At 61.6% G+C, this 6,154-nt stretch carries 8 protein-coding genes; 4 read left to right on the top strand and 4 right to left on the bottom strand.

The features are described 5' to 3' along the window. Window positions 1–62: 62 nt before the first annotated feature. Window positions 63–449 carry a VOC family protein gene (locus tag WS89_RS05070; RefSeq protein WP_059789697.1) on the top strand — a complete coding sequence of 129 codons (387 nt, stop codon included), beginning with the start codon at window positions 63–65 and terminating at the stop codon, window positions 447–449. 488 nt (window positions 450–937) lie between these two features. Here the strand turns inward: WS89_RS05070 and WS89_RS31810 are convergent, their stop codons facing one another. Together WS89_RS31810 and WS89_RS05075 are read right to left on the bottom strand one after the other, a co-directional pair. After that, the gene (locus WS89_RS31810) at window positions 938–1,123 is read right to left on the bottom strand and encodes an aldehyde dehydrogenase family protein (protein ID WP_257128128.1); all 186 of its coding nucleotides are present in this window, start codon (window positions 1,121–1,123) and stop codon (window positions 938–940) included. 35 nt (window positions 1,124–1,158) lie between these two features. Then, window positions 1,159–1,863, bottom strand: coding sequence for a glutathione S-transferase (locus WS89_RS05075; RefSeq protein ID WP_059789698.1), 705 nt, complete (start codon window positions 1,861–1,863; stop codon window positions 1,159–1,161). Between the two features lie 146 nt (window positions 1,864–2,009). On the opposite strand from WS89_RS05075, the gene WS89_RS05080 reads away from it, so the two are divergent. Then, window positions 2,010–2,585, top strand: a complete 576-nt coding sequence (locus WS89_RS05080) for a TetR/AcrR family transcriptional regulator (protein WP_059789699.1) — start codon at window positions 2,010–2,012, stop codon at window positions 2,583–2,585. Window positions 2,586–3,271: 686 nt separating this feature from the next. On the opposite strand, the gene ribA is transcribed toward WS89_RS05080, so the two are convergent. Beyond that, window positions 3,272–3,922 (bottom strand): GTP cyclohydrolase II, encoded by a 651-nt coding sequence (gene ribA / locus WS89_RS05085; RefSeq protein ID WP_059500190.1) that lies wholly within the window; start codon window positions 3,920–3,922, stop codon window positions 3,272–3,274. Between the two features lie 177 nt (window positions 3,923–4,099). Between ribA and WS89_RS05090 the strand changes: the two genes are divergently transcribed. Then, entirely contained in the window at window positions 4,100–4,561 is a 462-nt protein-coding gene (locus WS89_RS05090) for a CBS domain-containing protein (protein WP_059500189.1), read from the top strand. Window positions 4,562–4,720: 159 nt separating this feature from the next. On the opposite strand, the gene WS89_RS05095 is transcribed toward WS89_RS05090, so the two are convergent. Continuing rightward, entirely contained in the window at window positions 4,721–5,050 is a 330-nt protein-coding gene (locus WS89_RS05095) for a DUF4148 domain-containing protein (protein ID WP_059789700.1), read from the bottom strand. A gap of 519 nt (window positions 5,051–5,569) precedes the next feature. Between WS89_RS05095 and WS89_RS05100 the strand changes: the two genes are divergently transcribed. After that, window positions 5,570–5,968: a GreA/GreB family elongation factor gene (locus WS89_RS05100; RefSeq protein WP_059500187.1), complete on the top strand. Its 399-nt coding sequence runs from the start codon at window positions 5,570–5,572 to the stop codon at window positions 5,966–5,968. The last annotated feature ends 186 nt before the right edge of the window (window positions 5,969–6,154 follow it).

Raw genomic sequence — 6,154 nt, forward strand, 5'->3', positions numbered from 1 at the left:
ATCGCCCAATCCGGATCGGCCGACTTATCATTGACCGCGCGCCACTTCCCGCCGAGGCCATCTTGCACACCCATCTGCGCATTGCCCGCCCGGTCGCCAACCTCGCCCGCACCGAGCGCATGTATCGCGACGCCCTCGATCTGTCGGTACTGGCGCGCTTCGAAGATCACGACGGCTTTTCCGGCGTGATGCTCGGACGCGCGGGCCTCGACTATCACTTCGAGTTCACGCACTGCCCCGATCATCCGGTCGCGCCGTCGCCGACGCCCGAGGATCTGATCGTGTTCTACCTGCCCGATCGTCCGGAATGGGAGGCCGCGTGCGAACGCGCGACCGCACACGGCTTCATGCCGGTGACATCGTTCAATCCGTACTGGGAAATATCAGGCCAGACTTTCGAGGATGCCGATGGCTATCGGATCGTGTTGCAGAACAGCACGTGGCGCTGACAGGCATACGCGCGTGAGCCGTTACACGTCGGCGCGGCCATCGAGGCGGACATGCATCCGCATCCGCCGGCCTCCAGCGACGCAGCGTCGGGCATTCGGTTTCGATTCGACGGCATGATCGCCACGCGAGTACGGAACGGATGGACGCCGCACGAATGAGGAGAGAATCGCGACCGTCGCTTATACCGGCGACGATTGGACGAACAGATGACGAGAAACGGGCGGCGACGCACCCGCTCCGATTACTCGTTCTCCTCGAGTAATGCATCGGCCTTACGCAGCGGGCCTGTTTGACGAAAGTTACGCCGGACCAGCAGTCGCAGACCTTGCGCCCCACCTGCCGCATGCGTCGAGCGGCCTGGCCGCTGGCGGCGATTCAAGCGCGTGCGAGGGAGACGGGCTCTCTCTCCTCGCACGGGCACGCGTGCGCACGTGATTGCCCGTGGGTCGCAACGTGCAGACCCTGCCCGGCATCCGCGACGCCCGGACTACTTCCGGATCAAGACAATCTTCGGATTACCGAACAGTTGCCGCCCTTCGTTTCCATGCTCCGTGCCAAGGCCGGATTGCTTATGTCCTCCGAACGGAATGTCCATACCTTGGGTGTGAATTTCATTCACCCATCGTTGGGGCGCAGCAATCTGACGGGTAAACGAAACCGCAGCACGGCGCACCCCGGCTCAAACGCGAAAACCGTCGTCCACAAACATCAATCGGATACCCCGCTCAGTGCCGAGAATGCCGGCTGGTTTCTGACGCTGGGGCGCTCCTTCATCCTCGCGTACCACGCATGAAGTGCCACGTATTCGGCAGGCACCGCCAGCTTCACGATCGACGCAAAGATCAAACCGCCGATCACCGTGATGTCGGCCATCGAGAAGGCTTCCCCGGCGACAAACGGCTGTCTTTTCAAAACGTCGTCGAAGTAGCGCATGCCCCTCAGGGCTTTGTCGCGTTGACGGAATCCCCACTCGGCATTCTGATAGGTTTCGACGTCCGGCCCCAGCCCCGGCGTGCCGTGGTGGAAATACACGCTGATGGCGTCGAGCAGCTCCAGCTCGGCGCGCTTGCTCATCATGTGGATCAAGCCCTGTTCGAGCGGTGTCCTGCCGGTGAGCGTGGGCGCACCATCGAGCGCGTCCAGGTATTGGGTAATGGCCGTGCACTCGGCAATGAGCGTCCCGTCGTCGAGTTCGAGCACCGGCAGCGTGCCCGAGTAGTTCTTCTGCGCAATGAATTCGGGCCTTTTGTGCTCCCCTTTATAAAGGTCGACCATCGCAAACTCGACACGCGATTGAAGGTTCTTCTCGGCCAGGGCGATGCGCACGCGTGTCGGATAGGGTCCCGTCGGAAAATCGTAGATCTTCATCAAGGGAAGTTTGGGTACATCGAAGTCGAGTATCTCGGAACTCATCGTTAAGCCTCTACAGTGCGGTTGCGTCGGAATAGATGGTGTCGGAGCATGCGGTGTTACGTCCCTACCTGCCACATGGTAGGTTTACTGTAGAAGGTATAATCGTCCCCGTCAACGCTCATTTTTTGAATTGCGAGGCCGTAGCAGTGAAGAACGAGACAGGCTCAAACTCCAAGGAGAACATCCTGGCGGCCGCCACAAGGGTCGCGCAGGCGCATGGCTACGGCGGGCTGAATTTTCGCGATCTCGCGGACGTCGTCGGCATCAAGGCTGCCAGCGTCTACCACCACTTCCCGAGCAAGGCCGAGCTCGGCGCGGCGGTCGCGAGGCGCTACTGGGAGGATTCGGCCGCGACGCTGGAAGCACTGCTGGCCGAATCCTCGGATCCACTCCAGTGTCTCCGCCAGTATCCCGACACGTTCCGCAAGGCGCTCGAGAATGGTAACCGCATGTGCCTCTGCAGTTTCATGGCCGCCGAAAGCGACGACCTGCCCGCGGCGGTGATGAAAGAGGTTCAGACGTTTGCCGATGTCAATGTCGCGTGGCTGAATAAAGTTCTGTCCGCGGCGGCAGTGGGTAGCGCCGAAGCGTGCGAACAACGGGCTCGCGCCATCTTCGCCGCCGTTGCCGGCGCTCAGCTCATTGCCAGAAGCCGTTCGGATATCGCGCTATACGACACTTTGATAGAGACTTACCGGGTGGCAGGTCTCCTGCCGGCATAGGAGCGCGCGTGCGCGACGTAATCGCCCGCAAAACCGACGAATGCACGACCGGGCCCTTCGTCGCATGGGACCCGGCCTTCCATTGGTATCGGAACGTTGACAACGACGTTGTCCATTGTCCAACCGCGTTAATCGTGCCGCGCGAAATGAACAGGCAAGCGCTGCGCCGCAATGGACGACGTCGGTGCTCCAGCAATCGGCGAGTATTTCAGGGCCTCGGCCGACAGCAGGAGATGTAGTCGGGGAAAGGCAGCAATGCGGACACCGGTTCGGGGCAATCGGCAGGAGAGCATCAAGCGAGACGAGGCTGATCGTCAACGAGCCCCAGGAGGGAGGCCCAAATCACAAAACCTTTTTATTGGTTCAGCGCGATCGTGAGACGAGAGGATCACGGCATGTTCGCACCACGAAAGACGACTTCCGGTCGTCTTCAGGCGTAGCCCGGGAAAGCCGCCAAAGGCCAAGTGCTGACCCGAGGTCAGCTTGCTTGCAGTGCGCGCGCAAATCTCATCGGAAAGTGGCGTAGCTTTATGAAAAAGCTACGCCAGAATGCCAAGCTTCCCGATGTTCGGAAGTATCGATACGATTTGCGACAAACCCGACTTTCGATCAAAACCCATCACCAGACAGCCTCTCCGGGACAAATCGCTTGCCAGACAACCGTCCCGAAGACTCCCGAATTTCCATCACTCGTTTTCCTCGAAGTAGTGTCCGAACTTCGCCTGCTTCGTGCGGATATAACGCTCGTTTTCCTCGCGCACGGGCACCGCGAGCGCCACGCGCTCGCAGACGGGAATACCGTGCTTCACGAGCGTATCGAACTTCTTCGGATTGTTGCTCATCAACCGCACCGACGTCACGCCGAGGATGCGCAGGATCGCAGCGGCCGAGTCGTATTCGCGGGCGTCGTCGGGCAGGCCGAGATCGAGGTTCGCCTCGACGGTATCGCGCCCCTGCTCCTGCAGCGCGTAGGCGCGGATCTTGTTGCTCAGGCCGATGCCGCGGCCTTCATGGCCGCGCAGATACAGCAGCACGCCGCGGTCTTCGGCCGCGATGTAACGCAACGCGAGATCGAGTTGCTCGCCGCAATCGCAGCGGTACGAACCGAACACGTCACCGGTCAGGCATTCGGAATGCAGCCGCGTCAGCACAGACTGCTCGCCGGTCACGTCGCCCATCACGAGCGCGAGATGTTCGGCATCGCTGCCCGATACGCGAAATGCGTACGACGTAAACGTACCGTAGCGCGTAGGCAGCGACGCCGTGGCGACGAGCGTCACGCACTCGTCGGCCTGGCCATTGCCCGGCGCGGGCGATTGGGGACGCGAAGACATCATGAATTCAATTGAAACGGTCAGGAATGTAGGAATTGTGTGGATGGTGCGTGACGGGAGTTTACCGCTAATCTGGAAACGTCACGCGACTGCCGCCGCCCGCCCGGCTATACTGGGCTCATCGGGTGACGCGCATCACGCCCCGCCTGCCCTGCATCGACCTGCACACGGAGAAAGCGAATGAGCACGACTGTCGCGCAGATTCTCAAGGCCAAGCCGGATTCGGGCCGTACCATCTACACCGTCACGAAGAGCGATCTCGTCTACGACGCCATCAAGCTGATGGCGGAAAAGGGCATCGGCGCGCTGCTCGTCGTGGACGGCGACGACATCGCGGGCATCGTCACCGAGCGCGACTACGCGCGCAAGGTCGTCCTGCAGGACCGCTCGTCGAAAGCCACCCGCGTCGAGGAAATCATGACGGCGAAGGTGCGCTACGTCGAACCGTCGCAATCCACCGACGAGTGCATGGCGCTGATGACCCAGCACCGGATGCGCCACCTGCCCGTGCTCGACGGCGGCAAGCTGGTCGGCCTCATCTCGATCGGCGACCTCGTGAAGAGCGTGATTGCCGATCAGCAGTTCACGATCAGCCAGCTCGAACACTATATCCACGGCACGCCCACCGTCACGTCCGCCTGATCCGCCCCAGCAAAAAAGGCCCAAACGCGTCAGCGTCTGGGCGGAAAGCCGCCGACATGCGGCGACGGAGGTTCTGCTTCTGCGGGCGAACGACGCGCGCGACTGGCGCGCGTCTCGTCAATTCGGCGGTGCGCCCGGGCAGACCCGCGGGATGCTCGATCAGTTACCGAAGTAGACCGAATTCACGGGATTCGGCGCTTCACGCGTCACGCGGCGGCCGGCTTGCGCGGCCCCCGTTGCCACGGCACCGTAACCGCTCGTGTCGGCGTGCGCGAGCATCGGCTGATTCGGCTGAACCCGCTGCTCGGCCGCCTGGATGTCGCTCGGATATTGCGAATCGCTCGCCTGCGGCTTGTAGCCGTTCTGCTCGAGTTGTACGAGTTCGGCCTTGACCTGAGCGCGGGTCAACCCCTGCTCGGACTGCGCGAACGATGCAATCGGAGCGGCAAGGACGGATGCGGCGATGGCTGCGTAGATGATCGACTTCATGATTTACCTCCGGAATATGTTCTCTTTTGGCGTCGCCTCGGCAGGACTGTCTGAAGCGATTGAATTCAGTGTAGTGCGCGCGCTTCCAAGGGGAAACCCTTAGTTTGAACATACAGCGTTGCATTTCTGGAAAAAATCGCCCACTGTTTCCGAACAGGGTCGTTGCAACTTGCTTCATCTACACAACAATCGCTGACGAAAGGCCGACAGCCGGATCACATGTCCGGAAGGTTGTGTTGTAGAATCGTAAGGTTTCCTTCGCCAGTCGATATTCCATCCACCATGTACGCGCTCACGCCCCTTTTGGTTTCGCCGTCCGGCTTGGCCGGCGTGCGCGTGCGCGTGCGCGCCGGCCAGCCGGCGCATTCCCTCGTTCGACGCACGGCCCAGGCACCGCTCGCCCCTGCCCGGCGCCTGATCTGACCGCTCGGTCTCCACCCGGAGCCAGGTTAGACAGGCTCCGGGCGATCCTCATAGGCACGCCACGCCTGCCCTCTGCCGATCATTTGGAGAACCACCATGAAACAACGCCTTTACCAGTTGACCGAACTCGACGTCGCTCGCCTCGAAAAGCATGCCGAGCACAATCCGCGCTTTCAGGCGATGCTCGACACGCTGCTGGAGCGCGCCGATATCGTCCAGCCCGACGCCATCAAGGCGAACGTCGTCACGATGAACTCGCAAATCACGCTGCTCGACGAAGCAACCCAGGAACAGGCCACCTGGACGATCGTTTATCCGGACGCCGCCAACCTCGAACTCGGCCGCCTGAACGTCTTCTCGCCCGTCGGCATGGCGCTGCTGGGCACGCAACGCGGCCAGATGGTCAAGGTGATGCAGCCGAGCGGCGCCGAAAAGCTGATGAAAGTTGCCGCGATCGTGTTCCAGCCGGAAGCCAACGGCGAATACACGCGTTGAGCCATCGGCAACCAGCGCCGCGCCACACGGGCGCAGCACGAAAAAAGCGAGGCACAGGCCTCGCTTTTTTGTATCCGGACGATCGGGGTTGCCGCCATTGCGTTCCGCAGATCGGGATAGGGGCGGTCAGAGAGTCTGACCGATCCCCTCCCACACCACCCGGCATGCGGGTCCGCACCGGGCGGT

It is taken from the genome of Burkholderia sp. MSMB1072, assembly GCF_001524725.1.
Lineage (GTDB): Bacteria > Pseudomonadota > Gammaproteobacteria > Burkholderiales > Burkholderiaceae > Burkholderia.

Bases quoted from the DNA above. Each gene is read 5' to 3' on its own strand.
- WS89_RS05075 (WP_059789698.1), bottom strand. From the start codon at position 1,863: ATGAGTTCCGAGATACTCGACTTCGATGTACCCAAACTTCCCTTGATG.
- WS89_RS05095 (WP_059789700.1), bottom strand. From the start codon at position 5,050: ATGAAGTCGATCATCTACGCAGCCATCGCCGCATCCGTCCTTGCCGCT.
- WS89_RS05090 (WP_059500189.1), top strand. From the start codon at position 4,100: ATGAGCACGACTGTCGCGCAGATTCTCAAGGCCAAGCCGGATTCGGGC.
- WS89_RS05100 (WP_059500187.1), top strand. From the start codon at position 5,570: ATGAAACAACGCCTTTACCAGTTGACCGAACTCGACGTCGCTCGCCTC.
- ribA (WP_059500190.1), bottom strand. From the start codon at position 3,922: ATGATGTCTTCGCGTCCCCAATCGCCCGCGCCGGGCAATGGCCAGGCC.